This is a genomic window from Burkholderia oklahomensis C6786, from assembly GCF_000959365.1.
In the GTDB taxonomy this organism is placed as follows: domain Bacteria; phylum Pseudomonadota; class Gammaproteobacteria; order Burkholderiales; family Burkholderiaceae; genus Burkholderia; species Burkholderia oklahomensis.
Genome location: NZ_CP009556.1, coordinates 1,499,809 through 1,526,547, shown reverse-complemented (window position 1 = coordinate 1,526,547; position 26,739 = coordinate 1,499,809). Strand labels below are relative to the sequence as shown.

Below are 26,739 nucleotides of genomic sequence, written 5' to 3'. Positions count from 1 at the left end.
GCGTCCATCAGTAGCTCGAATAGAGTCGAACCGGCGACGGCGAAAAACCGCCGCTGTCCTTGCGTGCGTCGAACGAATAGCGCACGTACACCAGGCCGGAGCTCGGCGCATAGTCGTGCGCGTGATCGATGTCGAACCGCGCGCCGACGACGAGCCGCGCGTTCACGCGATACTCGGCGACGCCGGTGAACCCGTACCAGAACGACACGCCGCGCGTCGAGCCCCCCGAAAACACCGGGTTGCCGAGCGCCTGCGCGGACTTGACGAGCGTCGAGTCCGGCAGTCCGTTCGGGAAGTACGGCGAATCCCGTTCATACGAATTCGACACGCCGGCCGTCGCGGTCACGTCCCACGTGAACGGGCCGCGCCGCCCCGCCCATTCGATCGGCATGCCGATCGACAGATAGCGCTGCGGGCTGTAGTAGCCGCCCTGCCCGTACGTGTAGAAGCGCAGGTTCTGCGCGTAGTGCCACGCGTTGCCGACGAGTCCCGCGCTCACGCGCATGTCCGCGCGCCGGTAGACGGGCGCCATGAACCCCGTGCGCAGCGTGACGGCCGAATTGCCGGCGACGTTGCGTCCCGTCAGCAGCCCCGCGCCGAGATCGGCGAACAGGTTCACGCGGCCGATGTCGACGGATGCGTGCAGGTCGACGCTGTCGCGCCTCACGCCGCCCCACGTCGCGCCCGTCCACGGATCGCGCAGCCCCGCGTACGACAGCACGCTGCCCGTCTCCGGCCGCCGCGACGCACTGACCGAGAAGCTCGCCGGGCCCGTGTCGAATCGATAGCGCACGCCGACGACGACGTAATGCACCGGAAAGCCGAGCGGCGTCGTGCCGGCGTCGAAGCGCCACGCGTCGGTCCGGTAGCCGACGCCGCCGCCGACGCCCGTCGCGCGCTGGCGCAGCGATCCGCCGGGCGCCGCCGACGGATCGGCGAGCGCCGGATGGGTCGCGAACGTGTTGAGCGCGTACGCGCGCGGATCGCTCGTGTCGAGCGTGCCGGCGTCGAGCCGCACGGCGTCGAGATGGACGAAGACGTGGCCGTCGTAGCGATACGGGAGTTGCAGATAGACGGGCGCCTGATGCGCGCGGTATGCGGAGATCCCCTCGTCGCCGGACTTGTACGCGGGAAGCCAGCCCGCTTCGATCTCGGGATCGCGGCGCTGCTGCAGATCGGTCCATGCGGCCTGCGCGGGCGTCGTGCCGTCGCGGCGCGGCGCGACGCCCGTCGCGCGCTCCTGCGCGAGCGACTGCCGGTACAGCGATTCCGCGTCGTCGTAGCGGCCGAGCGCCTGCGCGACCCGCCCGGCCGCGACCGTCACGTCCGCGCGCGCCGGATACGCGACGCGCAGCGTGTCCGCGAGCCGCGCCGCCTCCCGCGGACGGCTCAGCGCGGTCAGCCGGCGCACCGCCGACAGTTGCGTGTCGACGTCGTCGGGCGGCGTGCGCGCGAGCACGTCGTGGACGAGCGCGAGCGCCTGCGCGTGCTCGCCGTCGTCGTCGAGGATGCGCGCGAGCGCGAGCTGCGCGCCGGCATCGTCGGGGGTGCGCGCCAGCAGCGGCGCGAGCGCCGCGCGCGCCGCATCGTAGCGGCCCTGCGCGCGCGCCAGCTCGGCGACCTCGAGCGCGTAGCGGCGATCGGCCTGGCCCGCCGGGCTCGCGCGATCGAGCAGGCGCTGCGCGTGCGCGTAGTCGTTGCGCTCGAGCGCATCGTCGGTCTCGCGCAGGATCAGCCGCAGCGCCTGATCCTCGAGGCGCGCAGTCTGCGCGGCGCTCAGCGGCGAGCCGCGCCGCAGCGCGTCGAGCCACGCGGCCAGCGCGTCGTCGCGCCGCGCGCCGCCGAGCAGATCGCCATAGCGCAGCCGGACGTCGGCGTCGGCCTGCTGCGGATGCGCGGCGATCCAGTCGCGCAGCGGCGCGAGGCCGCGCTCGAGGTCGCCGAGGTCGATCCACTGCGCGCCGACGGCCGCGAGCATGTCCGGATCGTCGGGCGCGGCGCTTCGCGCGCGATCGAGCGCGGCCGCAGCCGCCGCGCGGTCGTCGCGCGCGAGCGCGGCGCGCGCGTCGGCGAGCGCCGCCTCCGCATCGAGCTTATGCGCGAACGCGCGCATGCCGTCGGTGCGGCTCGCGTCCGGGATCGCCGCGAACACCGCCTGCGCGCCCGCGACGTCGTCGAGCGAGTTTCGATACAACGCGGCCGCGTAGCGCATGTCGGCCGCGTCCGACGCGGCCAGCCCGTCGTCCATCACCGCGCGGCCCAGCTGCGGCAGGCCCATGTCGCGATACAGCCGCGCGAGCGCGAAGCGGGTCCACGGCGCGTCGGGCGCGATGCGCAGCGACGCCTCGTAGCGCTGCGCGGCCGGCCCGCGCTTGCCCGCCGTCGCGAGCGCGTCCGCCTGCTGCGCGAGCAGATCGGCGCGCAGCCGCGCGAGCGCCCGGCGATCGTCGGCCGCGGCGAAGCGGCTTTGCAGCGCGTCGATGAGCGGCCCGAACGCGTCGAGGCGGCCGGTCTCTTCGTACAGCGTGCGCACGCTGCGCACGGCCGACACGCTCGGCGTGCGCGCGGCAAGCAGCGCGCGCAGCAGCGGCTCCGCCGCGCGCCAGTCGCGCCGCGCGAGCAGCGAATCGGCGAGCAGCAGCTTCGCGTCGGCGCTGTCCGGCTCGAGCGCGAGCGCCGCGCGCGCGGCGCGCTCCGCGTCGTCGGACCGCCCTTGCGCGGCCGCCGCGCGGCCCTGCGCGAGCGTGCCCCAGAAGCGCGCGGTGCCCGCGAGGCTCGTCCATTTCGCGCGATTGTCCGGCGCGAGCGCGGCCGCGCGCACGAACAGCGCGCGCGCTTCGTCGTGCCGGCCCTCGCGCAAGCGCAGCAGGCCGAGGCCGCCGACCGCGTCGGGATCGCCCGCGCGCGCCTGCGCGGCGCGCACGAGCAGCGGCTCGGCGGCCGCGAGGTCGCCGCGCGCGAGCGCCTGCAGGCCGCGTTGCCGCGCGATGTAGTCCGGATCGCGTTCGAGGCGCAGTTGCGCTTCGCGCTGCTGTTCGAGCGCGGCGGCGTCGCCGCGGAATTCGTCGTCGTCGGGAACGAATGTCAGGTACGCGCGGAACGCGTCGAGATACGCGAGATCGCGGCCCGCCGATTGCAGCACGCTGCGCCACAGCGACAGCGCCGCGCGCCGGTCCGTGTCCGGGCGCGCGACGAGCGTCCACGCGAGCCGGTTCGCTTCCGCGCGCGTGTCGCCGCGCTGGTTCAGCAGCTTCGCGAGGACGGTCGCCGCGTCGACGTCCGACGGATCGGCGGCGACGGTCCGGCGCAGCGCGTCGATCGCCCGCGCGCGGCCGTCGGGCGCGTTCGCGACGATCTGGTAATACTCGGCGCCGAGCGAGCCCGCCGGCGCGCCGTGCGGAAACAGCGCGACGATCCGCCGGGCCGCGTCGTCGCCGCGCCCGCTGCGCGCAAGCAGGCGGATCTGCGCCATCTCCTCGCGGCCGCTCGTCGCGACGCGGTATTCGTCGTCGACCTGGCGCGTCGCGACCGCGCCGGGCGCCGCCGCCTTCAGGCGCGCGAGCGCGGCGCGCGCGCCGTTCGCATCGCCGACGCGCAGCAGGATCCGCGTCTGCCCGGCGAGCAGCACCGGATCGCCGGGCGCGATCAGCAGCGCCTTGCGCAGCGCATCGCGCGCGAGGTCGTCGCGATGCTTGTTCGCCCACATGCGCGCCGTCGCGTACAACTGACGCGCGGCTTCGGCGCCGGGCGCGTGCGGCGTCGCGACGGGCTGCGGCGTCGCGGGCGCGCCGCGCGGCTGCGTCGGGACGAAGCGGGCCTGCGGGGATTGCGTCGTCGATATCGAATACGGCGGCGCGGCCCAGCGAAGCGGCATCGATGCGGAGCCTGCGCGCGCGAGCGGCTGCGACGCCGCCGCGCTCGCCTGCATCTCGGGCGCCGGCGAGCGTCGACGCCGTGCATCCTGCCGCATCGACGCGGCATTCGCCGACATCGCGTCCGACGACGTTCTCGGGATCGACGCGAGCCGCACCGACGACGCCTGCGTCATCGGGACGGCCTGGACCGGAGCGTCGCATATCGACGCCGCCGGAGCGGGAACGGAGGCTGGAGCCGCTTGCGACGCCGAAGCCGCCACGGCGCTTTGGGTCGCGCCGAACGCCAAGCCGAGCGCGGCAGCATGGGCGATCGCCGCAATCCCGGCGAGCCGGACACGGCGCCGCGCGCGCGCCGCGGGTCGCTTCATCTTCAGCGAGCGGGCGTCGAGCACGGCTCGCTCCATCGAACGTTCAGCGTGCCGTCGGCCGCGAACCGGTAGCGCCCGTCGCGCCAGCCGAGCCCGAACAGCGTCAGCACGTTCGCGTAGTAGCCGCTCGCCGCTTCGCGTTCGAGCCGCGCGATGCGCGCGACTTGCGCGTCGGCGAGCGCGTGCTCGCCGCGCGCGTCGAGGAACGGCACCGCCGCCGCGGAAAACCCGGCGTTGCCGTCGCGCGGCCCCGCCGCGCCCGTCGTCGCGTCGACCGTCTCCGGCGGCGCGCCGTGCGCGGCGACGTGATCGGCGAACGGCGCGAAACGCGCGAGCAGCGGCTGCGCGAGCGCGTCGCTCGCGTCGAGCATCCCCGCCCACAAGTAGACGCGAATCGCGTTGTACGCGCTTTCCGCACGCGAGTCGGCGTCCGGCTCGAAGCCGCGGTCCGCGCGGTACAGCGCCCAGTCCGGCGCGAAGCCGCGCGGCGCGCTATCGATCAGCACGCGGCCGACGCTCGCCGCGAGCCGCGCCCAGCGCGCGTCGTCCGGCAGATGCGCGCCGATGCCGCGAATCGCCTGCGGCGGCGAGTAGCTCGGATTCAGCCGCCACAGGTCGCGCATCGGACGAAAGCCCGTCGGCCCGGGCAGCAGCACGAGGCCGAGCCCCGGCAGCATCGCCGTCTCGTCGTCGAGCACGCGCTTCGCGAGCAGCGCGCCGCGCGCGGTGTAGCTGCGCTCGCGCCACAGGCGTCCCGCTTCGAGCAGCGCGTACGTGATCCACAGGTCCGCGTCGGACGCGGCGTTCGCGTCGAGCACGCGCCACGCGCCGTCGGCCGCGCGGCCCCACAGCCACGCGGGCAGATGCGCGGCCAGGTCGCCTTGCGCGAGGTTGTGCTCGGTCCAGTGCAGGAGCGCATCGAAGGCCGGCCGGTCGTTCGCGACGAGCGCAAAGAACAGCCCGTATGCCTGCCCCTCGGACACGGTCCGTTCGTCGGCCGAGCCGACGTCGATCACGCGGCCGTCAGCCGACATGAAGTCGCGCTTGAAGCGATCCCAGCGCGGCCACGAAGGCGTGCAGGCGGCGGCGGACGCGCGAACGGACTTCGCCGCGGGCGACGCCGACGTCGCGATCCTGTCCGCTGCGTCGCGCAGACGCGCGCCTTCGCTTGCAATCTCGTTCGCCCGGACGCTCGCGCCGATGCGCTCACTCGCGGCGACACTCACGCGCTCACCCAACTCGGCCCGCGCACCGCCGCCCGGATTCGCGCGACCGCTTCGCGTCGCGTTGCCGTCCGCATCCAGGCCCGCGTTCGCGCGCGCAAGCCGGCTCGCATGCTCGATTCGAAGCGTGCTGCCGCCCGGGTTCGCACCAGCCGTGGACGCGTCCGCACCGAGGTTTGGGACGACGTCCGCGCTCGCGGCCGGGTTCGCCGCCGGGTTCGCCCCAAAGCCTCGCTTTCGGCTCGAACCTGGCCATGCGGAACCGGGCGATGCCGGAGCGGCGACGTCGCGCCATCCGGCATCGGCCGGCGCGCGCTCCGCCGCACGTGCGGCGCTTCCCGAAGCCGCCACGACGCCCGCTGTCGCGATGCTCGCCGCCATGACGCTCACCGCCGCGACGCCCGCGGCCATCCGGCAAAACGTCCGCCGGCATCGCCGCACCCACCGCGCCCGCGCCCCGCGCGCCGCCCGCCCGGCCATCGCGTCAGATCCCCCGCCGCCGCGCGGCGATCCGCTGCAGCGCGCCGAACGCGCCGAGCGCGAGCAGCAGCCCGGCCGCCGCGCCGAGCAGGCCGAGGAGCACCGGATGCTTTGCGACCGCGGCCCACACGCGCGCATACCACGGCACGTAGCCGACGAGATACGGTTCGCCGACACGCATGCTCTCGACCGCGCCGGTCCGCACGAGCGCGACGTCGCCCTGCAGCTGCGCGACGAGGCCCGGCTTCTCGAACACGTCGAGCAGATCGCCGAGATGCCGCGCATCGGTCGCGGTCATGGCGACGACGCTGCGTCCGTCGCTGCCCGGCAGCTCGAAGCCGAACAGCGCGGCGAGCGTGCCGCTCTGCTCGAAGCGCGCGCCGCCCGCCGGCGAGCGCGCGTCGTCGCGCCAGCGCTCCTTCACCGAGAACGTCGCGCGCGCGAAGCCGCCGTCCGCGCCCTCGCCGATCGCGACCGGCAGCGCGTCGCGCCAGCCCGACAACTGCGCATACGGCGGCGCGCCGTCGATCACGAGCAGATCCTTGTCCGCGATGCGCGGCACGTCCGCCGTCCGCGCGACCTGCACGCGCAGCGCCGGGAAGCCGGTCCACTGCCCCATGTGGCCGAGCATCGTCAGAAACGCCTCCTGCTCGACGGGCGACGGCCGCTCGGGCAGCACGACCGCGGTCTGCGAAAGATCCGCGTAGCGCGTGAACGGGAAGCCGCTGTTCGCGAAGTACGCGAGGTTCGGCAGCGTCGCGTAATGGATGAAGCGCGAGAAATCGATCGTCGAATCGGGATCGATCGCCGCGCGCTGCGGCTCGCTCGCGACGCCCGTGCAGAGCCCCGTCTTCTCCGAATCGAGCGTGAAGCGCAGTTGCAGCTGGTTCGCGCTGCCGACGCGGAACGCCGGAATGTCGACGTCGTTCGTCGCGCGGCTGTCCGCGTCGGACAGCAAAGGCAGCTGCACGCGGCCGCGCGCGTCCTGGCTGCGCGGCGACAGCCGGTACGACTGCACGAGCTGGTCGTTGATCTCGACGGCGAGCATCGAGTCGCTGCGCACGGTCGGCGCGGTGTAGCGATAGTGCAGCGACAGCGGCACGCCCGAGCCGCTCCACGAATGCAGATCGGCGGGCAAGCGCAGATTCAGCCGGATCGGATCGGGCGCGCTGCCGCGCACCTGCAGATCGGCCGGGTTGTCGGCGAGCTCGCGGAACGTCACCGGCCGGTTCACCGGCACCCAGCGCGGCGCATCGTAAGGCTTGCGCGGCGCACCGATGTCGATGCGCGAAACGCGCGCCCACGGGCCGGACAGCGCGGCGTTGCCGAGCACGAGCGCGTTCGTCGCGGCGTCGACGTCGGCCGCGCTGCGGCCCGTGACGACGAGCAGCTTCTTGTCGGGCGCGGCCGGATTGTCGGCGACGACGAGCATCGGGCCGTCGATCGGCGGCAGTTGCAGCGACGCGGGCAACCGAGCGGCGGTGCCGACGATCACCGCGTGATCGTTCGCGGGCAGCGTCGACGACACCGGAAAGCGCGCCTGCCGGTAATCGGCGAGCGCGCCGAACCACGACGCGAGCACGCCCGCGCTGCGCAGCGTCGCGTCGTCGGGCGTCGCGGGCAGCACGAACGGCACGCGCAGCCGGCTGTTGTCGCGCCGGTCGAAGAACGGCGCGGGCAGCAGTGCGAGATCGTTCGGCAGCCGTACCGACGCCTCGTCGAAGATCAGCTCGCTCGTCGGGCTCACGTCGGCCCAGAGCGCCGAGTGCTCGGGGTCTTCGCAATGATCGAGCGTGTAATGCGCGATGAGGCGCAGCTCGATCTGGTTGAAGTCGGTGAAATAGCGCGGATCGAGCGGGATCTCCTGCGTGACCGCGCGGCCCGCGTGCTCGCTGTCGAACGGCAGCGTCGCGACCGACTCGCCGTTGATCGACACCTTCAGATGCGACACCGGAAACACGAGCGACGGCGAATACGTATACGTGAGGCGCAGGCGCGCGGCCGTGACCATCCGGTCGAGCCGCACGCCGGCGTTGACGGTCCGCGCGGTGTCGCTGCCGCGCAGGCGCAGCGGCTCGTACGCGCCGAGCGTCGCGAACGGGACGCGAATCGCGGCGCCGGCGATGCCGGGCGGCTTCGGCGCGGCGAGCGGCGCGGAAGTGGCGAGCGGCGCGGACGCGCCGCCGGCAGCGGCCGATGCCGGCGGCTGTTTCTGCGGCAGCGGCGGCGATTGCGATTGCGATTGCGGCGCCGCGATCGATGAGCCGGGATGAAAGAGCGCGAAGGCGATCGCGAGTGCGCTCGCAAACGTTGCAATCGGCTTCATCGGCGGAGCCGATCCAATGCGAAGCCGGCTTCGAAGCCGGACGGCTGGCACTGCCGTCCGGCGATGTTCCAACATTCCCCGCAAAAAACCTGGCCTGTTATGGGCGAGCATTTGATTGGCCTGCTGACTGTCTCGATATCGAGTCGCGCGCAATCGCCCGCGCAGGCGCACGCCGCCTGCCGGCCGGCAGGACCGTTGGCGGCCTGCGGCTGTCGATTGTTCGCGTGCGTGACCGCGCGCCGTCATCCCGTCCCGACGGCTACGCCCCCGTCATGTCACTCGACGCCGGCCTCGCCGGCGTCGCCTCGCACACGGCGAACGATGGGTTCGATCGTTCGCGTCCGGCGGACGGCGCGCGGAACGCTCCCCACTCGCGCGTCGCCCTGCCGGGAAATTCATCCTTCGCGCGCCGGCGCGCGCGTCGGAAACGCATTCGCACAGGGGCGTCGGAGCGGCATCGCCGGCATGCCGTTTTTAATCTGACCATTTCGATCGCGAATCGGCCGGATGTGGCACATGCCGGCGCTCGATTGCCCCTCGACGCGACGAACGCCCCGTTGCGCCGCCGCGCGACATCACCTGATCCGCGCGATCGCCGCCGGTCGTGTCCGGCTGCGGTGCGAAGCCCGGTTGGAGCCGATCGTCAGATTGTCAAAAAGTTGCGAATTATACGGGACGTGGCCGCCCAAAAGCGCACGGACCAACGCAATTTTTGACGGGAAATCGGCGTGCGCGGCGCGGCCCGGAATCGCATGAAAACAGGGGCGATGCACGCTTTGGCGCGCGCAAACGAAAAACCGGGCGCACGCAAACGTTGCCGCGCCGGCGAGCGCATCGGCTCGCTCGACGCACTGCGGCAAATCGACTCGCCGCCGTCGCCGTCCGGCATGTCCACGCGCCCCAAAAAAACAGGTCAAGGACTGTTTTTTACAAATACAGCTCAAAGCTTGTAAATTCAATTTACAGCATATAGACTGTTTTCTTCGATCAAGGCATGACTTTGCCTATCAACCGGGTGCACGCATGGCCATCACCATCGAACACGAGATCAAGACGCTCGGCCAATTGCGGCCGATCCTGCGCGGCTTCCGCAAGGCGGCCGGATTGACGCAGGCGATGCTCGCGAGCCGCCTCGGCGTCACGCAGCAGACCTATGCGCAATTCGAGGCGAACCCGGCGTCGGCGAGCGTCGAGCGGCTGTTCAAGGTGCTGCGCGTCCTCGATGTCGAACTCACGCTCACGCTGACCCATGTCTACGTCGCGCCCGCCAAGCCCGCCGCGAAGCAGACGGTCGCCGCGCCCGCGCGCAAAGCCGTGAAAACGGTCGGAAGCGGACGCGTCGCCGCAAAGCGCCCCGCGTCGCCGACGAGCCAATCCGCGCCCGGCCCGCATGCCGCCGAGCGCCTGCCCCGCTCGCCTCGCAAGCGCGCCGCCCCGAAGAAGCGGGAGGACTGGTGAGCGCGCGCCGCGGCACGCGCACGGCGCGCCTGCATCTGTGGATGAACGGCCTGCCCGTCGGCTACTGGGAGCATGCCCGCGACGGCGAGCGCCTCGTCTACTTCGACGAATGGATCGCGGACCCGCAAGGCCGCCCGCTGTCGCTTTCGCTGCCGTTCACGCCGGGCAACCAGCCGTATCGCGGCCGGCTCGTCAGCGACTACTTCGACAACCTGCTGCCCGACAGCGAACCGATCCGGCGCCGGATCGCGATGCGCTACAGGACGGGCGGCACGTCGCCGTTCGAGCTGCTCTCGACGCTCGGCCGCGATTGCGTCGGCGCGCTGCAGATGCTGCCGCCCGGCGAAACGCCGGACGATCTCGAGCGCACCCGCGGCCGCGCGCTCGCCGACGCGGACATCGCGCGCCTGCTGCGCGAGATCACGTCCGCGCCGCAAGCCGGGCAGCACGAGCCGCTCGACGATCTGCGCCTGTCGATCGCGGGCGCGCAGGAAAAGACCGCGCTGCTGCGCCATCGCGGCCGGTGGCTGCTGCCCGAAGGCAGCACGCCGACCACGCATATCCTGAAGCTGCCGCTCGGGCTCGTCGGCAACCGGCGCGCCGACATGCGCACGTCGGTCGAGAACGAATGGCTGTGCTCGAAGATCGTCGCCGCGTACGGGCTGCCCGTCGCGCATTGCGACATCGCGCATTTCGACGATCAGAAGGCGCTCGTCGTCGAGCGCTTCGACCGCAAGCCGTCGAGCGACGCGCGCTGGATCCTGCGCCTGCCGCAGGAAGACATGTGCCAGGCGACGGGCACGTCCGCATTCGACAAATATCAGGCCGACGGCGGACCGGGCATCGAGGCGATCATGGACGTGCTCGCCGGCTCCGAGCACGCGGCGGACCGCTACGCATTCTTCGCGACGCAAATCGTGTTCTGGCTGCTCGCCGCGACCGACGGCCACGCGAAGAACTTCAGCATCGCGCATCTGCCGGGCAATCGCTTTCGATCGACGCCGCTTTACGACGTGCTGTCCGCGCATCCGGTGATCGGTCGGGGTGCCAATCAATTGCCGATGCAGCGCGCGCGGCTCGCGATGGGCGTGCGCGGCAAGAACATCCACTATCCGATCAACCAGATCCAGCGGCGGCATTGGATCGCGCAGGGCCAGCGCGTCGGCTTCGCGCCCGCCGAGGTCGACGACATGATCGTTGCATTGACCGCGCGAACCGCGGGCGTCGTCGACGAAGTGTCGGCGCGCCTGCCGCGCGATTTTCCGCGGGACGTCGCCGATGCGGTCTTCAGCGGGATGCTGCGTCTGAACGCGAAGCTCGCCGCGTCATCGCCGGCGCGAGCGTAGCGAAGAAGCGGCGCGGCCGTTGCAGCGAACCCTGTCGCGCACGGCGCGAATCGTGCCCGATGTCGCGCCGTCACGCGGCCGCCCGCGCTCGAGCACGATCGCCATTCGGTCGACGCACGTCGATCGCGCCCGACATCCCGCCGCCGTGCGCGACCGGCGACAGGCAACGATCGACGTTCAGCCGAGACACGAGGTTTCGCGCCCGGCCCTTCCGTCACCCGACGCCGTCCTCGAGCACCAGCAGATTCTCGCGAGAAAAGCCCATCAAGTGGATTTGCGATGCCCGGCGTGCTGCTCGAACAGCCGCCGCACGATCAGGACGATGCAGACGACGATGCAGACGAATACGAACCACAGCGCGAGCACGTAGCCGACGAGCTGCCAGAACTCGTCGACGCGCGCCCGCATCACCGCCGCCGAGTAGCCGGCCGCGCCGCTCGCCGCGTCGACGTACGCGGCGCGGTACAGAAAGAACGACCGGCAGACCGCGCTGTCCGGCTGCGTCGCCGACAGCAGCGAGCCCGCCGGCATCGCCCGCACCTGCGCGCATTCCGACGCCGACATTCCGTCGACGATCGCCTGCTCGACCGGATGATCGACGATCGCGCTGATCCACGTCGCGCCGATTGCGAACAGCGCGCCCAGGCCTACCGCATGAATCCATCTGGCCAGCCGTCGATGTCGACGATGCTCGAACCTGTGTTCCATCGCATTGCTCCGTTGCGATCCCGTGGACGCGCGGCGTCGACGGGACTCCATTCGCCCGGATGCATACTGCGTGCAGTCGCGGCAAATCGACTTGACCTGGCTCAAATGGAACGGGTCCCTCCGCGCGCCCGATCGCGAAAAAAACGCCGATCTCGCGCCATCGGACGAAATCGATGCGCGCGCACCTTCTAAACGCGCGGCCATCGATGAACGCCGCGGCGCGCGCGACCATCCTTCAAGCGTGCGACGCGCCGCCCCGATGCGCGTGAGTCAGATCGTCGAGAAACGCCTGCACGATCGGATCCTGCCGGCCGCGCCGCTGCGTGACCACCTGGAACGTCACGTCGTAGCGCAGCGCGTGCGGATTCAGCGCCTTGAGCAGCCCCCGCTTCACGTAAGGCGCCGCGAAATGCCGGGGCAGATAGCCGAGATGATGGCCGGACAGGATCAGCAGCGCGACGGCTTCCATGTTGTCGGCCTGCGCGGTGACTTTCGCGGGCGTCGTCGACAGCGCCACTTCGGGCAGCGGATAAGTGCGCCACGCCCACTCGAAATCCGCGACGCTCGACGGCGCGAGCCGTCCCGCCCGCCTGAAGAGCGGATGGCCGCGCCCGCAGTACGCGACCTGACGCTCGACGAACAGCGGCGTGTACTCGAGCGTCGGCACGCGATGCCAGAAATAGCCGATCGCGATCTGCACGTCGCCGCTCAGCAGACGCTCCTCGAGCTCGCCCGGCGGGCGCACCGAGATCACGAAGCGCACGGCCTCGTCACGCCGCCGGAACCGCGCGATCGCATCGCTGATGCGGGCGTTCTCGCTGATCGGCGTGTGGCCGATGAGGCCGATCGCGAGCGTGCCAACGAGCGTCTTGTCCATGTGCCGCGCTTCGCTGCTGAACGCGTCGACGGCCGTATACAGCTGCTTCGCGAGCGCGTAGAAGCGCTCGCCCTTCGCCGTCAGCCGAAAGCCGCTGCGCCCGCGCTCGCACAACCGGAAGCCGACGCGCGTCTCGAGCGTCGACAACTGCGTGCTGATCGTCGGCTGGCTGACGTTCAGCGTCGATTGCGCGACGCTGACGCCGCCCGCGTCGGCCACCGCGACGAACACGCGAATCAGCCGGAGGTCCAGGTCCGTCAGGGTGCCGAGCATGCTTCCTCCGCGGCGAGCGCCGCCGATACATAGGACTTCATCAATGTGAATGTTGGAACTTCGTGATTCAAGCTGCGCTTTTGGCGAAGTACAACGCTACCTATCGTCGTATTCGGATGATACGGCGCAACCGATACGACGGGAGCAAGACGATGCCGGATCACTATTTCCAGCCGCAAAGCGGCAACGCGATGCCCCGCTTCGGCGGCATCGCGACGATGATGCGGCTGCCGCAAGCGGCGAACGCCGCGGGACTCGACGCATGCTTCGTCGGCGTGCCGTTCGACCTCGGCACGTCGAACCGGACGGGCGCGCGGTTCGGCCCGCGCCAGATCCGCAGCGAATCGGTGCTGCTGCGCCCGTACAACATGGCGACGCGCGCGGCGCCGTTCGATTCGCTGCGCGTCGCCGACGCCGGCGACGTCGCGACGAATCCGTACAACCTCGCCGACTCGATCGCGCGGATCGAAGCCGCATACGACGCGATCCTCGCGCACGGCTGCCGTCCGGTCACGCTCGGCGGCGACCATACGATCACGCTGCCGATCCTGCGCGCGATGCATCGCAAGCATGGGCGAGTCGGCCTCATCCACGTCGACGCGCACGCGGACGTCAACGACACGATGTTCGGCGAGAAGATCGCGCATGGCACGCCGTTTCGCCGGGCCGTGGAGGAAGGCTTGCTCGATTGCGGGCGCGTCGTGCAGATCGGCCTGCGCGGCACCGGCTACGCGGCCGAGGATTTCGACTGGTGCCGCAGCCAGGGCTTTCGCGTCGTCCAGGCCGAGGAATGCTGGAACCGGTCGCTCGCGCCGCTGATGGACGAAGTGCGCTCGCGCGTGCAAGGCGGCCCCGTCTATCTGAGCTTCGACATCGACGGCATCGATCCGGCGTACGCGCCGGGCACGGGCACGCCGGAAATCGCCGGTCTCACGGTACCGCAGGGTCTCGAGATCGTGCGCGGCGCGTGGGGGCTCGACATCGTCGGCGCGGATCTCGTCGAAGTCGCGCCGCCGTACGATCCGTTCGGCACCACCGCGCTGCTCGGCGCGAATCTCGCGTACGAGATGCTCTGCGTGCTGCCCGGCGTGAAGCGCCGCGACTGATCCCGCGCGGCGGCCCCGGCCGGCGAGCCGGGCCGGTCGACGGCGTTCGCCGGAATCGCGAATGCAGGGCGGCTCGCGTGAAGCGGCGCGCCGCGACACCGCGCGCAGACGGCGCGCATCGATCGCGATTCGGCCGGGCCGCCGCCGCATTCCGGCGCTCGCCACGCGCACCACGCCGCCCCCCCCGGCATGCCGAATCGCGCCGGCGGTTCGTCGGCGTCGGCCGCCTCTGCCGTCCCTTCTCGATCCCGCTCGCAACGAGCGAGCCTTTCCGGGCAGCGCCCACGCGCCGCATCGACGGCCGCATCGACATCGGCCTTTGTCTCGGCGTCGAATCCGAAACTTTCCCGCCCCTTTTCTTCTCCGGTAAACGTATGATGATTGCCGCGCGTCAAGCGCATTCACATACGCAAGGAGACCTTTAATGAAAACACTGAAGTACGCGGCAACGCTGCTGACCGCGGCGGCGATGAGCTCGTCATGGGCGCAACCCTCGACCCTCACCGCGCAATCGCACGTATCCGGCATCAGCAAGGCGGAGCAGACGAAAATCGGCGCTCAGCTCGCCGAGCGCCGCGCGACGCTGCCGACCCTGCCGCGTCCGCTGGCGACGCTGCCCGCGAGCACGATTCGGCAGGCCGGCGTGCGCGCGCCGCTCGCGACGCGCCAAGCGACGCTCGGCGCCGCGTCCGCCGCGACCGTCGCGCCGAGCGTCGCGAACTGCACCGACGTGACGATCGGCGGCGCGTACAACGCGCCCACGGCGCCTGCCGGCCAGGCCGACTGCTTCCAGTTCGTCGCGCCGAGCGCGACGAAGATCGTCGCGTACGTCGTGAACCTGCCCGCGAACGAACAGCACGACGTGCATCTCGTGCAGGTCAACGAAGACGGCTCGTGGACGGTGCTCGACAGCCAGGCCGACCTGTCGCCGAACAAGATCGTCGAAGCGATCCCCAACGGCCCGGTGCGTCTGCTGCTGCTCGTCAGCGCGCAGCAAGGCGCGGGCAACGCGACGTTCCAGTTCCAGGTGCTCGGCACGACGGGCTACGACAGCTACGAGCCGAACGACTCGATCCTGCATCCGACGCGGCTGTCCGGCAACCAGCAGATCAACGCGAACCTCGACACGGTTGCGGACTTCGACTACTACGCGGTGCAAGTGCCGTCGACCCAGACGACGAACTACGTGACGTTCAAGGGCGCGGGCACGCAAACGGCCGAGCTCGAGACCACGCCGAACACGTGGGCGACGCTTGCTTCGGGGACGCCGTACAACATCACGTCGCCCGCGGGCGCGACGCTGATGTTCCGCGTCTACGACAAGGGCGCGACGGCGCCCGCCGCGCAAGCCTATACGCTGCGCGTGTCGGACGGCGCGGGCACCGCGGGCTTCTACCGCTTTCTCGACAACGAGAACATCACGCATCTGGTGCGCGGCAACGAGAACGTCGCGCGGGTCGTGACGGCGGGCGTCTCCGCGTGGGATTCGACGGGCAACGTGCGCCTGCCGCCGGGCGAGCGGGTCTGGGTACGCGCATACGACAGCGCGGGCCCGAACGGCCCCAACACGCTGCTCACGGAAACGTCGGGCTACACCGATGCGAGCGGCAACCTGCTGGTCGATCTGAACGTCGGCCTGTGCCAGGGCGGCGGGACGATGACCGGCGACTTCTATACGATGTCCGTGCCCTCCGATCATTGGCGGATCACCTACAACCCGTATTCATTCGCGGTGGCCTACCTCGATAACGGGAAATTGCATCAGAGCGCATCGATCGCCCGCTTCACGCATATCTGCACCGAAACCTATCTCGGCCGCAAGTAAGCGCGGCAAGCCAGCGCGAAAAAGGCGGCTCGCTTTCGGCGAACCGCCTTGCTGAAGCCGGCCGGCGCGTCGCGCGCCGGCCGGCCTGCTGAATCGATCAATGCGGAAACTGCCGTCGAATCGGCGAGGGACCGCTTCACACGATGTCGAACGCGCGCGCGGCGCTGCGCTCGCTCGCTCGATCAATCGAGCATCGGCTCAGGCAATTGGCGAGAGCACCGCCTCGACCGCCCACTTTCCGCATCAACGCGCGCGAGCCGATTGCACTGCGCGTCGCATCGCCGTATCACCTGTGCCGCCAAGACGCGCCCAGCACAGCTCCGCGTCGAGCGGTGCCGTTGCTGCAGGCGACGCTCGCACGCACACACGCCCCTTCCCTTCGACCATTCACGCTCCGCACGGCCGATGTCGATCTCGTATTTGCGATCGCGTGCGCGTGCGCCGCAACGCCGGCGACATCCGACATCGCTGAACGAAGCCCTCGCTCGCAATCAGCAATGTGATTCGCGCATGACGGCAAGCAGCAAGCGATAAAACGACAAACGCACGTCATCGCGACGCCCCGCACAGTGCGCCGCGACCTGCACAGCCTCGAAAACGCGCCCCGCGACGGCCGTCATCCCGGCTTGCTGCTCAGTTCCTTCAATCCCTTGATCACGCCGAGCAGCGCGCGGCCGTGCTCTTCGGAGCCGTCCCACGCTTCGACGATCGCCTCGCGCAGCAAGTCGTTGTACGGAGCCGAAAGCCGGCCCGACTGCCGCGTCTCGACGCCGTAGAAACTGCATAGCTTATTGAATGACGAGCTCCTGCGCAGCCGCCGCCCGCTCGACAACCGCAGTCGCGAGACGGTGGGCTGACTGACGCCCGAAAGCCTAGCTATTTCGCTGGACGAGCGGGTATCCGCCAATAGTCGGCTCAACAGGTCCTGAACAGAAAAATGTGTCTTGGGGGCTTCCATAGTATGCATTATACATATACATTAACGCCTAATGAATTGATCGTCGAAGTTGACGATCGCCGCGTTCCGAGAAAGTTGATGACACTGAAACACCTGCCCCCGACGTTTTGCTGGACCAAGATCGGCACCGAGTCCGGCGAAGCACTCCCGACCATCGTGCTGAGAAAGGAATGGGAGCGCAGGCTGGGAGGCGGGCGCTTTCTGTGGGGCATCGGCCAGCCGCTCGGCAACAGCGCGCAGATCGCCGCGCATCGAACGGGCTCGCTGATCGCACTGTTCTCGCCGGCGTCGAGCAAGCCGAGGCCGGCGGAAAGAAAGCAGGAAGACGCGCTGCTATGGAACGCGTGGATCGATGCGAACGGCCAGGTGCGTCAGCTCCCGCCGCATACGTTCATCACGAGCCGCGCGACGCTGCCTTCGGGGCGGCGCCGCGAGCATTACTACGCGCTCGTATGCGCATCGCCGACCGAGCTCAGCATCGGCACGCGCCTGCGCGTGCATCCCGATCATCTGCGCAGCGTGAGCACGGGCAAGGTGCTCGGCGCCGCGCAGAGCGCGGCGGTCGTCGATTGCATCGGCCGCGAATCCGGGCAGACCGGCAAGCGCTATCCGCTCGCGCTGTCGGTCGAGCTCGAAGCGCCGTACTTCGTGCGGCTCACGCAACCGAGCGTGCTGAAGGCGCGCGATCTCGCGGAGATCACGAAGGCGACGCGCGACGGCGATTTCGACACGTTCGTCGAGCAGGTCGCGCGCCTGCGCAGCCAGCCCGCCGCCGAGCAGGCGCGCGGGTTCACACGGGATCTGTTCGATTTGCCGCCCGTCGAATCCGTCACGCCGTTCGGCAACGTTTCACACGCGCATGCGAATCATGCGTGGTGACGGACCGGGCGCCTGAGTGCGCAACCGGACGCGCGACACCCGGCGGCATGCGAAGGTTCACGCCGCTGCGCGCGCGCCAGTCGTGCGTTGCCATCCGGCCATGGCGGCTCGATCGGGACGGAGAGAGAATCGGCACGCAGCGTCGCGCGCGGCGGCCGATGCAGTTGCATTCGGTGGTTCACGCCGGTGCGCGTCGCGCGATGCGAACGCCCGCCATCGGCTTGTCATGTTTGGCAACAGAGGAGAAACGTCCATGTCGACCATCCCGCATTCACGGGAAGCCCAGGCCGCGCAACGTTTTTTCGAGGCGACGCGCAACGTCGACCTCGCATTTCGCGCCGTTCGCGGCGATGCCGAAGAGACGGCGCCGAGCGTCGAATACGCGGCGGCGGTGTCGCGGCTCGATCGCGCGCTCGACGAGCTCGCCCGGGCTCAGGCGCTGTTCGATTCGGCGGTCCGCATGCGCGCACGCAAGCGCAAGCGCAACTGAGGCCGCTTCGCGTTCGAACGATACGGCGCGCTAATCGGTCGAAAAAAGCTGCATCCAACCTTCCGTGACATCGATGCGTCACGCGATCCGCTTCTCGGCCGCCGTCGATCAGCGAGGCGAGGCGGCGGCGAATCGCGTCACGAACGGCGAATGATCGAATGAGCCAACGATGAAGAAGCGTTCGAAGCGAACGCCGATTCCACCCGATCGGCAACGCAGCGAAGCGCACGGGCCGTTCGTCGGATGACGTCTCGTCGAAAAAGACGATCGCGCGGTTCGCGATGTCGACCGATCGACGCCGAGCTACTCGACCGCAACGGTTGTCGCGCACATACCGGCATGCAGACATGCGGCAAGATCGTCTCCGGGTCCGGCGCGAACCATCCCGGACACCGATGCCCGCTCTTTCGCTCGCACCGCACCACCGCACCACCGCACCGATGACCGTCGCCGGAACGGTCCGTTCATTCGATATCCGGGCGCGCCGATTTCGATTTGCAGATCCGCACGCATCGCCTTCGCGCATGTCACATCCGGCCGCAAAACGCCCGGCCGAACCGGCTTCGCGATTCGACGACGCAAGCGCCCTTCCTTCGTCGATCGCGCCGCCCGATAATGCCGATACCCGCCCGCACGCGCCGCCTCAAGGCTCGATCACCCTCGGCGTGACGAGAAACAGCCGCTCGGTATGGCTGTCCTGCTTGTCGGTCGAGCGGAACAGCGCGCCGACGAGCGGCAGCTTCGACAGCACCGGCACCCCCGACAGCGTGCTCGAGCGCGAATCCACCTTGTAGCCCGCGATCAGCAGCGCCTGCCCCTGCTCGATGAACGCCTGCGTGTTGATTTCGTTCGACACGATCACCGGAATGTTGTCGACCGTCTGCTGCGACAATTCACCGTCGACGATCCGCACGTCGAGCTTGATCTGCGTGTGCCCGCCCTCCTCGACGACCATCGGCAGCACGCGCAGCGACACGCCGGTCGAGATGCTGTACAGGTCGGCCGACGTGTAGCCCGCGACGCGCACGAAGAACTGCTTCTTGTTGTCCATCACGGCCTCGACGTTGTCGAGCGTCGTGACTTTCGGGCTCGCGTCGGTGCGCGCCTGGTTCGACGATTCGAGCGCGTTGATCCGCGCAAGCAGGTAGCGGCCGGCGTCGCCGAGCACGGCCGTCAGCGACAAGCCGAGCGGGCTCGCCGGCACGCCGACCGAGTCGCCGTTGCCGGACAGCGAGATCGACCCGAACGTCGGATTCAGCGAGCCGTTCGCATACGAGTTCTGCGCGGTGAGCCCGGTGCCCGTCTGCAGATCGATATGGCTGTTGTGCGCGCGCCAGTCGACGCCGAGCTGCTTGAGCGCGCCCTCGTCGATCTCGATGATGCGCGCCTCGATCTCGATGAGGCGCGGCTTCACGTCGAGCAGCGCGATCAGGTCCGGGTACTGCGCCATGTGCTCGGGCACGTCGCGCACGAGAATCGAGTTCGTGCGCGGATCGGCCTGGATCACCGGCAGATCGTTCGGATCGCCCGCGCCCACGGGCACGCCGCTCGCGCCGCCGCCGAACGGATCGGGCACGCCGCCCGGCGCGCGCGCCGCGCCCTGATTCGCGAGCGCGGAGGCAAGCGCCGCGCTCGGTCGCGGATCGCCCGCCGGGTTGCCTCGAGCGCCGAGACCGCCTCCGCCGTCGCCCGCCTGCGCGGTCTGCATGTACGGCGGCAGCGGCGGCAAAGGCGGCACGCCGCTGCGCCCGCCGCCGAGATCCATCATCGGCGCGGCGCGGCTGATCGGCCTGCCGACGGTCGTCTGAGACGCGTGCTTGCCGTCGCCGCCCGGGCGGTACATCCGGTTCAGCAGCGATGCGACGCCCGGCATCGTCACGGTCGCGCCGTCGACGTTCACGTCGCGGTCGGCGGCCCACGCGTGCTTCAGCGAGAACACGCGGATCGTCGTGCCGCCCGTGCGCGAGGCGTTCTCGTCGAGGCGCGCGGCGACGCTCGTCACGAGCTCGACGTAGCGCGGCGGCCCCGCGACGAGCGCGGTGCGCTGCCGCGCGTTGTAGACGATCGGATAGCGCGGATCGGCGACCTTCATCTGCTCGAGCAGATCGCGCAGGTCGCCCGTGTTCGCGTGGTCGAGCTTGACGAGCGTGCTCTTCATGTCGCTCGACGGCGTCACGTACAGCACGGTGCCGTCGTAGTACCAGACGAAGCCGAACGACGCGGCGAGCGTGTCGAGGAAGCGCTGCGGCGACATCTTCATCTTCCCGCTGACGGCGCCGCTCACGCCGGACGCGACGTTCGCCGCGATGTTCTGGCTCGCGGCGAGGTCGCGCAGCACGTCCTTCACGTCCTTGCCTTCCGCCGCGTACTGGATTTCCGAGCTGCGCCAGCGAACCGGCGCGGCGTCGGCGGGCACGCTCGCGAGCGTGCACAGAAGAGACAGCAAAACGGGAATCTTGGCCTTCATGGGTCCGTCCGGTGGGGGCGCGCGACCGTCGGTCGGACAGGCGCGCGCCGCGAATGGGAGACCCCTGCAGTTAACCGCAGCCGCGCGCGGCGGCGACCGCGCGCGGCGAAGGTCCGTTCAATAGAACGAATTGATGGTCCAGCCGGTGGCGAGCGGCGTCTGGAGGAACGTCTGGCCGCCGCTGCAGTAGCTCGACTGCCAGGGCGTCTTCGCGAAGCTGTCGTAAGTCGCCCATTTGCTTGCCAGCACGACCGTGTAGCCCCGGCGAGGCTCGGCGGCCTGGTTCAGCGTGACGTTGATGGTCGCGGCGTCCTCGAGCAGCTTCGGCGATTGCGCCTCGCCGTGCGCGATCGCATTGCCGGTCTGGACGTCGACGATCTCGACGACGAGACGCATCTGCCCCTCGCGCCCCTTCTGCGCACAGGTCGCATAGCTCATGTGCATGTAGGCGCTCACCGAAATGAGCCCGTTGTTGTCGAGCTTGACCGGACGCTTGATCGTGTAGGTGTAGGTGCCGTCCGGCTCGTACGTGACGAGCGGCGGATTCGGATAGGGACCGCGGTAGACATTCGAACATTGTCCGAAGTCGGTGGCGCCGGGCGTCTCCATCAGAATCTCGCAGGCGATATCGGTATCGCCGACCTTGATCCCCGACTGCGGCAGCCACTTGCCGTTCTGGCACGACAGCACCTGCCCGTCCTGGCCCATCGACACGAGCCCCGCGGTCGGCCGCTGCGGATCGGGCGAGCACGGCGTGTTGACGACGACGCTGCCGGTGATCTCGAGCTGGTTCGCCGCGACGATGCCGGGCACGATCATGTTGCCGTCGCGGTCGATCGCGAGCGCCTGCCAGCCGCCGCCCGTCCACGCGAATGCACGGAACGTGTCGAGCGTCAGACGCACGTCGCCGACCTCGTTGGATGCATCGCCGGGCAGCGCGTCGGCCGTCTCGACGGGATCCTTCCAGTGCCCGCCCGCGCCGCGCCACACGCCGCTCTTGCAGCTCAGCAGATTGCCGTTCGCATCGGCGCCGAGCTTGCCGTTCGCGTAGCTGCCGGTCGTCCCGCAGTTCGCCGCGTCCGCGCTCCCCGCGACGAACGTGTGCGTGAGCCAGATCGGCACCTGCATCGCGTTCGCCTCCGGATGGCCACCGACGCCGACACGGTACAGATAATCGCTGTTGATCTGCTGGCCCGGGCCGTTAAAGAAGATCTCGCTCGCGAGGTGGCCGGCGTTCGGCGGCGCGGCGTCGGCCGGATCGCATTTCGGCGAGCTGCCGCCGAGGAACGTGTCGAGCGGCACGCGCCATGCGTCGAACGCACCGCGCGCGAGCTTCGGCGCGCTCTCGGCGACCGAGCCGCCGCCCGGCCCCGCGCTCGCGGCGACGAGCCCGAGCTCCTTGTCGGCGATCGTCTCACCGCCCGTCGTCACGACGAGCGCGTCGAGCCCCGCGCCGCTCGCGGTCCGCTTGACGAGCACGCATGTGTGCTGGCCGTATGCGTTTCTCGGCTGAATCGCGGCCGGCAGGTCGCTCGTCGACTGCAAATCGACAAGCGTCATCACGACGGGCGTCTGCGTGTTCGCGCGCTGCAACCACGCATCGTAGTCGCGCTTGAGCGCGCGCGTCGCCGCGGCGGTCACCTGCGCCTGGTACTGCGCGGCCTGCTGCGCGCGCACGTCGTCGAGCGACGTGTCCATCATCATCGCGATGCCGGCCAGCATCAGCGCGGCGATCGCGAGCGCGCCGAGCATCTCGATCAGCGCGAAGCCGCGTGCGCGGCGGCGGGAAGGCGGGAAACGCATCAGTAGGCTTGCCCCATCCAAACCGGCACGCCGTTCACGATCGTCAGCCCGGCCGGCAGCGGCACGCCGTTCGCCGGCGCGTTCGGGTTCGCGAAGCCCGGATGCACGACCGCGCCGCGGTACGCGACGCCCGCGAACAGCGAGCCGTCCGCGAGCGCTTCGATTTCGCCCGCGATGTTCACGGGCGGCATCGACACCGCATACGCGACGACGGTGCCGCCCGCGATGTAGTTGCGCCAAAGCGGATTCGCGCCCGGATACCACGAAGGAAACGCGAGCTGCGCGTTCGGCACCGCGCCGCGCGTGCCCGGATGCAGGCGCGCGTAGTCGAGCGCGGCCAGCCGGTAGACGGCGAGGTTGTCGGCGAGGGCCTGCGCGGTGCGCGACGGCTGCAGCGCGGGAACGGCGGACGGGCCTTGCAGCGTCGCGTAGACGGCGACGAGCGACGTGAAGGCCAAGGCGGCGGCGAAGGCGTACATGAACGACGCGAGCGATGACGAAAAGGCCGGGCGGCGTCAGTTCGACGTCCAGACGATCGTCGCGCTGTCCACGCAGTTCGCCGTTGCGTCGGTCGGCGACACCGGATAGTTGATCGCCGCGTTCCCGCCGATCGCGACCGACTGCCAGTTGCCGCCCGCCGTCAGCGTGTTGATGCAGACGTCGCGCGGGACGTTCGTGTACTGAACCGTAAAGGTCTGCCCGCTCCCCGTCACCGTAACGGCTCCCCCCCATGCGTTCGATACGGCGTCGTTGTTGTTCCCGGTAGGCAGCGTGCTCGGAAACACTTTCGCCGCAATCAGGTTTGCGTTCAGCGAATCATTCCCATAATTGTTCACCTGTCCCATATAGAGCTTCTTGGTCCCTGTCTGAATCGCGTTCAATTCTTCGGCGAGCCGGTTCGTATTCGCACTCGAAAACGCCGACCCGAGCAGCGCGATCGCGCCGACGATCACGATCGCGGCGACGCCGAGATACGCGATGCTCTCGAGCAGCGACGCGCCGCGCTCCTTGCGGTGGCGTCGGCAGAACGCCGGCTCGTGTCGATAGGCAGGGTGTGCGGCGAGTGGTTTCATGTTGAATTCTCCTGAATTGAAAATGCGCGACGTCAATGCATCGCGCGCGTCATCGCGGCGATTTCCTGCTGGATGCCGAAGAAGCCCGTCACGAGCCAGCCGATCAGCAGGGCCAGCGCGACGATCGCGATGCCGTTCAGCACGCGCATCTGCGCGGCGATCCGGGTGACGCCCTCCTCGAGCCATTCGTCGGCGAGCATCTTGAGCGCCGCGTCGAAGCCGCCGTATTCGGCGTAGATGCACAGGTCCTCGACGATCTCGCGCGACGGAAACTGATAGCCGGTGTTCAACAGCGCCTCGCCCGCGTTGAGGCCCGACTTCACGCCGATCAGCGTGTCGTCGATCCGCTCGCGCAGCCACGGCCCCGCGACCGCGCCGATCTTCAGGAGCGCCTTCTCGACCGTCACGCCGGACGCCTGCAGCGCCGAGAACGCGATCAGAAAGCCGCTGCCCGCGACGAGCCGATAGATCGAATAGGGCGGCACGCGATCCGCGTAGATGCGCAGCGGGCCGCGCCAGCGCGGCAGCGACCAGGCGAGCGCGACGGCGCACGCGGCGAGCAGCGCGACGACGACGAGCATCCAGCCCTGCACGAACAGCGACATCAGATACAGCGAGCGCGCGGCGCCGCGCCAGTGCGAAGGATCGGCGATCAATGCGAATTTCGGGATCACGTGCGTGCCGAACAGGTACAGGTAGCCGATCACCATCACGACGAGCCCGATCGGATACGCGACGCCGCCCGTGACCGCGCGGCGGATCTTGCGGCTCGACTGCACGATGTCGGCGACCGACGCGAGCGCATCCTCGATGCGCCCCGCCTGCTCGCCCGCCGCGACGATCATCTGCTCGGTCGCGGGCACCCACGATTCCATCGCCTCGGACAGCATGCGGCCGTTCTGCACCGCGAAGCGCCAGTCGGACAACACGATCGCGAGCGCCTCGCGCGGCTTGCGGCCCTCGTGCGACGCGCGCCATTCGAGCTCCTCGAGCACCTTGAGGAGCGGCAGCCCGTTGCCGAGCATCTTCGCGATCTTGCGATAGATGCGCAGCCGCTCGTCGGCGTTCAGGTAGAGCTTCGCCCAGCGGCGATTCAGCTCAAGTGCCATAGCTGAATCCGACGAGCGACAGCTGCTGCCGCGCTTCGCCCGCGACCGGCGCGAGCGTGCCGACCACCCGCTCGACGCCGCGCGGATCGACGAGCCCCGCCGCGACCTTGCGCAGCGCGTGCGCGGCGAGCGTCGTCCCGCCGAGCGTGCGGGTCCAGTACTCGAGCGCGCCGACCTTGTCGCCTTCGCGCAGGTACTCGAACAGCCGCGCATCGGGCAGGATCACTTCGGCGACGACCGTGCGGCCGATCGTGCCGACCTCGCGGCAGTGCGCGCAGCCGTCGCCCGAGATGCACACGTCCTGCATCCGGCCGTCGAGCGCGAGCCGCAGCCGCGCGAAGAGGCCCGGGTCGACCCTGTCCGGATGATCGGCGAGCCGCAGCTTGCAATGCGGGCACAGGAGCTTCACGAGACGCTGGCTGATGAGGCCGGAGATCACCGTGTGATCGGTGATCATCCGCGCATGCAGGCCGAGATCGATCAGGCGGTCGGCGATCGCGAGCGCGCTGTTCGCGTGCACGGTCGTCCAGACCTGGTGGCCCGTCATCGATGCGCGCAGCGCCGTCTGCCCCGACGCGCGGTCGCGGATCTCGCCGATCATGATCGTGTCCGGATCGAGCCGCATCGCGTTCGTGATCGCCGCCGCGAACGCGAGCGCGCGGGCCTCCTCGGTCTGCGCGTTCGCGACGGGCGTCTGCACCGCGCCGTCGATCGGGTATTCGATCGGATCTTCGACCGTGATCACGTGCAGGCTGCCGCGCGATTCGTCGATCTGCGCGGTGAGCATCCGCTGAAGCGTCGTCGACTTGCCGGAGCCCGTCGGGCCGCTGATGATGTTCATGCCGTGCGGCTGCACGCGCAGCGCGCGGAACGCCGCGACGTGCTCGGGCGCGAAGCCGAGCGCGGCGAGATCGGTCGCGTCGCCCGCGTCGTTGTAGAGGAGCCGCAGCACCATCAGGCTGCCTTCGCTCGTCGGCGTCGTCGCGATCCGCACGCCGTACAGGTCGTCCGGCAGCTTGTCGCGGTCGCCGATGCTCGCGTCCTGCCGCTCGCTCGGCCGGTAGCTGTTGTCCGACACGGTCGTCATCGCGCCGTACAGCGTCGCGAGCAGCCGCTCGCCGTGCTCGCGCGTGTGCTCGTTCACGCGCACGAGCTCGTTGTGGATGCGGAAATAGACCTCGGTGCTGAAGCGGCGCACGCGGATGTGGACGTCGGACGCGCGCTCGCGGCACGCGCGGCCGATCAGCTCCTTCGCAAGCACCTGCATCACCGTGTGATCGAGCCGCTCGCCGCCGCCCGCGCCGCCGTGCCGGTACGCCTCGCGCACCTGCATCAGCGTGGCGGGCGTCGGCCGGTACGGCCGGCCCATCCGGTCGAGCCGCGCGCGATACGACAGCACGAACGGATTCATCTCGTGGCCTTCGGCGATCAACAGCCGGCCGTCGTCGAACAGGCAGACGAACTTGCGTTCCTCGACGCTCGCGGCGAAATCGCCGGCCTCGCTGACCGCGCGCGGGCCGGGCGGCTGTGCGACGTCGGCGCCGGCGTGCATCGTCGCGCGCGGAGCCGCGCCGGTTGGGCGTTGCGCGTCCTGGCTCATGATCCGCTCGCGGACAGTGCGGGCAGTGTCGGCAGCGGCGCGGCCGCCTCGGCGGGCAGCGGCGGATTGCCGCCGAACGTCGCCGCCGTCGACAGCCGGTACGTGCGCCCGCGATTCGACACGACGACCGCGCGCGGCTCGATCGCGACGACGCGGCCGCCGTCCGGCAGCGCGTCGCCGCGCTCAACTTCGAACTCGGCGCCGCCGTTCATCCGCAGCGTCGCGAACGCGCGCTTGCCGACGCCTTCGATCGCCGTCACCGCGAGCTGCCCCGCCGGCGCGCCGCCGCGCGCGCGCGCGAGCTGCGCGGTTCGCTCGGCCACCTGCTGCTCGGTCTCGAGCTTCTTCAACTGCGCCTGCAACAGCACCGTCTCGCTTTGAAGCTGCGTGAGACGCGCGGCGGTCGCGCCGCCGTCGTCGGACGACGCGGGCCCCGCCGCGCATGCGGCGCCGGCAAAGAGCGCCAAGCCGAGCGCGCGCATCGATCGGACGCGA

Annotated in this window: 21 protein-coding genes; 8 read left to right on the top strand and 13 right to left on the bottom strand. The window is 70.0% G+C overall.

What is annotated here, in order from left to right; translation table 11 throughout:
• Positions 1-7: 7 nt before the first annotated feature.
• From BG90_RS24625 to bcsB, 3 genes are all read right to left on the bottom strand, one after another.
• Entirely contained in the window at positions 8-4,048 is a 4,041-nt protein-coding gene (locus BG90_RS24625; RefSeq protein ID WP_374189775.1) for a cellulose synthase subunit BcsC-related outer membrane protein, read from the bottom strand.
• Positions 4,049-4,245: 197 nt separating this feature from the next.
• The gene (gene bcsZ / locus BG90_RS24620; RefSeq protein ID WP_414629732.1) at positions 4,246-5,586 is read right to left on the bottom strand and encodes a cellulose synthase complex periplasmic endoglucanase BcsZ; all 1,341 of its coding nucleotides are present in this window, start codon (positions 5,584-5,586) and stop codon (positions 4,246-4,248) included.
• A gap of 364 nt (positions 5,587-5,950) precedes the next feature.
• On the bottom strand, positions 5,951-8,272 hold the full coding sequence (gene bcsB / locus BG90_RS24615) for a cellulose biosynthesis cyclic di-GMP-binding regulatory protein BcsB (protein WP_045568429.1): 2,322 nt from the start codon (positions 8,270-8,272) through the stop codon (positions 5,951-5,953).
• Between bcsB and BG90_RS37530 the strand changes: the two genes are divergently transcribed.
• The 4 genes from BG90_RS37530 (at position 8,242) to BG90_RS24605 (ending at position 11,076) form a co-directional block, all read left to right on the top strand.
• On the top strand, positions 8,242-8,988 hold the full coding sequence (locus tag BG90_RS37530) for a hypothetical protein (RefSeq protein ID WP_232355228.1): 747 nt from the start codon (positions 8,242-8,244) through the stop codon (positions 8,986-8,988). The genes bcsB and BG90_RS37530 overlap by 31 nt on opposite strands.
• Before the next feature lie 36 nt (positions 8,989-9,024).
• Complete coding sequence (locus BG90_RS35650) at positions 9,025-9,225, top strand: hypothetical protein (RefSeq protein ID WP_124072353.1); 201 nt, start codon at positions 9,025-9,027, stop codon at positions 9,223-9,225.
• A gap of 70 nt (positions 9,226-9,295) precedes the next feature.
• The gene (locus BG90_RS24610; RefSeq protein WP_010109597.1) at positions 9,296-9,730 is read left to right on the top strand and encodes a helix-turn-helix transcriptional regulator; all 435 of its coding nucleotides are present in this window, start codon (positions 9,296-9,298) and stop codon (positions 9,728-9,730) included.
• Positions 9,727-11,076, top strand: coding sequence for a type II toxin-antitoxin system HipA family toxin (locus tag BG90_RS24605; protein ID WP_010119621.1), 1,350 nt, complete (start codon positions 9,727-9,729; stop codon positions 11,074-11,076). Before BG90_RS24610 ends, BG90_RS24605 begins: the two co-directional genes overlap by 4 nt.
• Positions 11,077-11,340: 264 nt before the next feature.
• On the opposite strand, the gene BG90_RS24600 is transcribed toward BG90_RS24605, so the two are convergent.
• Together BG90_RS24600 and BG90_RS24595 are read right to left on the bottom strand one after the other, a co-directional pair.
• Complete coding sequence (locus BG90_RS24600; protein WP_010109600.1) at positions 11,341-11,784, bottom strand: hypothetical protein; 444 nt, start codon at positions 11,782-11,784, stop codon at positions 11,341-11,343.
• Between the two features lie 235 nt (positions 11,785-12,019).
• Positions 12,020-12,934, bottom strand: coding sequence for a LysR family transcriptional regulator (locus BG90_RS24595; RefSeq protein ID WP_010119622.1), 915 nt, complete (start codon positions 12,932-12,934; stop codon positions 12,020-12,022).
• Positions 12,935-13,086: 152 nt separating this feature from the next.
• Here BG90_RS24595 and speB point away from each other — a divergent pair, with 152 nt between their 5' ends.
• Positions 13,087-14,040, top strand: a complete 954-nt coding sequence (gene speB / locus BG90_RS24590) for an agmatinase (protein WP_010109604.1) — start codon at positions 13,087-13,089, stop codon at positions 14,038-14,040.
• A gap of 424 nt (positions 14,041-14,464) precedes the next feature.
• Positions 14,465-15,865, top strand: a complete 1,401-nt coding sequence (locus tag BG90_RS24585; RefSeq protein WP_010119624.1) for a hypothetical protein — start codon at positions 14,465-14,467, stop codon at positions 15,863-15,865.
• A gap of 616 nt (positions 15,866-16,481) precedes the next feature.
• Here BG90_RS24585 and BG90_RS24580 read toward each other — a convergent pair.
• Positions 16,482-16,823, bottom strand: a complete 342-nt coding sequence (locus BG90_RS24580) for a hypothetical protein (RefSeq protein WP_025990308.1) — start codon at positions 16,821-16,823, stop codon at positions 16,482-16,484.
• Between the two features lie 78 nt (positions 16,824-16,901).
• On the opposite strand from BG90_RS24580, the gene BG90_RS24575 reads away from it, so the two are divergent.
• A complete protein-coding gene (locus BG90_RS24575) occupies positions 16,902-17,702 on the top strand; it encodes a hypothetical protein (RefSeq protein ID WP_010109611.1) in 801 nt (266 codons plus the stop codon).
• Positions 17,703-17,955: 253 nt separating this feature from the next.
• Complete coding sequence (locus BG90_RS24570; RefSeq protein ID WP_010109612.1) at positions 17,956-18,192, top strand: hypothetical protein; 237 nt, start codon at positions 17,956-17,958, stop codon at positions 18,190-18,192.
• Positions 18,193-18,835: 643 nt separating this feature from the next.
• Here BG90_RS24570 and sctC read toward each other — a convergent pair.
• From sctC to pilP, 7 genes are all read right to left on the bottom strand, one after another.
• Positions 18,836-20,659, bottom strand: coding sequence for a type III secretion system outer membrane ring subunit SctC (gene sctC / locus BG90_RS24565; RefSeq protein ID WP_010119627.1), 1,824 nt, complete (start codon positions 20,657-20,659; stop codon positions 18,836-18,838).
• Positions 20,660-20,776: 117 nt separating this feature from the next.
• On the bottom strand, positions 20,777-22,462 hold the full coding sequence (pilV, locus tag BG90_RS24560) for a shufflon system plasmid conjugative transfer pilus tip adhesin PilV (protein ID WP_010119629.1): 1,686 nt from the start codon (positions 22,460-22,462) through the stop codon (positions 20,777-20,779).
• Positions 22,462-22,941 carry a type IV pilus biogenesis protein PilM gene (gene pilM / locus BG90_RS24555; protein ID WP_010119630.1) on the bottom strand — a complete coding sequence of 160 codons (480 nt, stop codon included), beginning with the start codon at positions 22,939-22,941 and terminating at the stop codon, positions 22,462-22,464. The genes pilV and pilM overlap by 1 nt, the downstream gene beginning before the upstream one ends.
• A 36-nt stretch (positions 22,942-22,977) precedes the next feature.
• Entirely contained in the window at positions 22,978-23,535 is a 558-nt protein-coding gene (locus BG90_RS24550) for a type 4 pilus major pilin (RefSeq protein WP_038801554.1), read from the bottom strand.
• A gap of 32 nt (positions 23,536-23,567) precedes the next feature.
• A complete protein-coding gene (locus BG90_RS24545) occupies positions 23,568-24,644 on the bottom strand; it encodes a type II secretion system F family protein (protein ID WP_010119631.1) in 1,077 nt (358 codons plus the stop codon).
• A complete protein-coding gene (locus tag BG90_RS24540) occupies positions 24,634-26,244 on the bottom strand; it encodes a GspE/PulE family protein (protein WP_010119633.1) in 1,611 nt (536 codons plus the stop codon). The genes BG90_RS24545 and BG90_RS24540 overlap by 11 nt, the downstream gene beginning before the upstream one ends.
• Positions 26,241-26,726 carry a type IV pilus biogenesis protein PilP gene (gene pilP / locus BG90_RS24535; protein ID WP_045568428.1) on the bottom strand — a complete coding sequence of 162 codons (486 nt, stop codon included), beginning with the start codon at positions 26,724-26,726 and terminating at the stop codon, positions 26,241-26,243. Before pilP ends, BG90_RS24540 begins: the two co-directional genes overlap by 4 nt.
• Positions 26,727-26,739: the final 13 nt, after the last annotated feature.